The sequence below is a fragment of the Veillonella sp. CAG:933 genome (assembly GCF_000431435.1).
GTDB lineage: Bacteria > Bacillota > Negativicutes > Veillonellales > Veillonellaceae > Veillonella_A.
Map to the genome: position 1 here is coordinate 49829 of NZ_HF986214.1, position 1741 is coordinate 51569.

Consider the following 1741-nt stretch of genomic DNA (forward strand, 5'->3'; position numbering starts at 1 on the left):
GTTCCTTAAGAACGGGGCGTTTTCGTTATTATTTTTTATTGTCATTTATCTATTATTATGACATCACCCACTCATCAAAATAGTGGACATTCGTCTATTAGTCATGACTATGGACTTTTCATATATTCTATGTTAGAATAACAGACAGATAAAAGCTTTTAGTTTTAAAATTTAGTAATACACAGTCTTACCTTGTGTCACCGGATGCGGGTAAGCGGCATTAATGCATCAATGCGTCTATCGTAGGTCTTAGAAGATAGATACTTTGGTGTGTTTTTTTTTGAGGTAGCAAACGTATGGAACAACCAATTTCAACAACACTATTTGATAAAATAAAACACTTTGTCGCGTTAACAATCCCCATTATTTTGACGCAATTCGCTATAACCGGCGGATCCTTCGTATCAGTAGTCCTTACGGGCCAATTCAGCACGGTGGATTTAGCCGGCATGTCTGTAGGCTTTAATCTATGGACAGCCTGTTATTTCGGCATATTGGGGATTCATCTGGGTATCTCCCCTATCATTGCACAGCTCTTAGGCGCGAATCATAAAGATAATATCCCTACAATTATATATCACGGGCTTATTTTAAGTGTCTGTTTCTTTTTACTCTTAATTTTCTTAGGCGTAACTGTCCTTGACCCATTATTATTAAGTTTGAATTTGGAGCCGGCCGCCTACGAAATTTGTTGGCTCTATTTAAAGGCCATTGCTTGGGGCCTGTTGCCACTTATTTTAACCTGTGTCTTGCGTAATACCGTCGATTGTCATGGTTATACACGCTACACCATGTATATTATCCTCTGTGGCCTGGGTGTTCATATTTTCCTTGATTACGCTCTTATACTCGGTTATTTCGGCTTTCCTGCCTTAGGAGCGCTTGGTGCCGGCATTGCTACTACTGTAGCTTACTGGTTTAATTTCTTAGCCTTCGTAACTTTATTACTCTTTGGCAAAACTTTTAAAAATTACCGATTATTCCGTAAAGGCTTCACTTTTGATTTTACCTACATTCGAGAACAATTACGTTTAGGTATCCCCATCGGGCTTGCCATTTTTGCAGAAAGCAGTATTTTCAGCCTCGCTGGCATTGCCGCCACCGTTTACGGTACTAAAATTATTGCCGCCCATCAGGCTGCTATCAGCTTTACATCGTTATTCTATGGTGTGCCTTTAAGCATCGGTATTGCCGCCACTATCACGGTAGGTTATGCAGTAGGCGCCAAAAACTTACTAGCTGCCAAAACCTATTCTTATATCGCCCGTGGTACAGCTGTAGTATTAGCATTAAGTATTTGCCTCTATACCTTTACAAATTTACCGCGCATCGCCGGTTACTATACCAATGATCCGAGTATGGTAGGATTAATCGGCAGCTTCCTTAGTTACGCCGTATTTTTCACGGTTATTGACGCTTTAGGAACACCAATTCAAGGTATTCTACGCGGCTATAAAGATGTGCGCATCATCTCGATTATCGCCATAAGCAGCTTCTGTGGTACCAGCATTCCCATTGCTGCCTTCTTTACCTTCGTACTAAACTACGGGCCATACGCCATTTGGATTGGCCTCTTAGGCAGTACAGCCATCGCCGCCACCCTCTTCACATGGCGCGTCTGGTATATCCAACACAAAAAGTTTAAAATCATAAATACGTAAAAACTAAGATTAGTTTAGACAAATTGAGCTACCACTTATAATTTAAAATAGAAAATAAAGCGCCTCAGCCAAAATTGGCT

General features: G+C 40.6%; 1 protein-coding gene. It reads left to right on the forward strand.

What is annotated here, in order from left to right:
- Nucleotides 1–296: 296 nt before the first annotated feature.
- Nucleotides 297–1661, forward strand: a complete 1365-nt coding sequence (locus QZL64_RS09365) for an MATE family efflux transporter (protein WP_021841735.1) — start codon at nt 297–299, stop codon at nt 1659–1661.
- Nucleotides 1662–1741 lie beyond the last annotated feature (80 nt).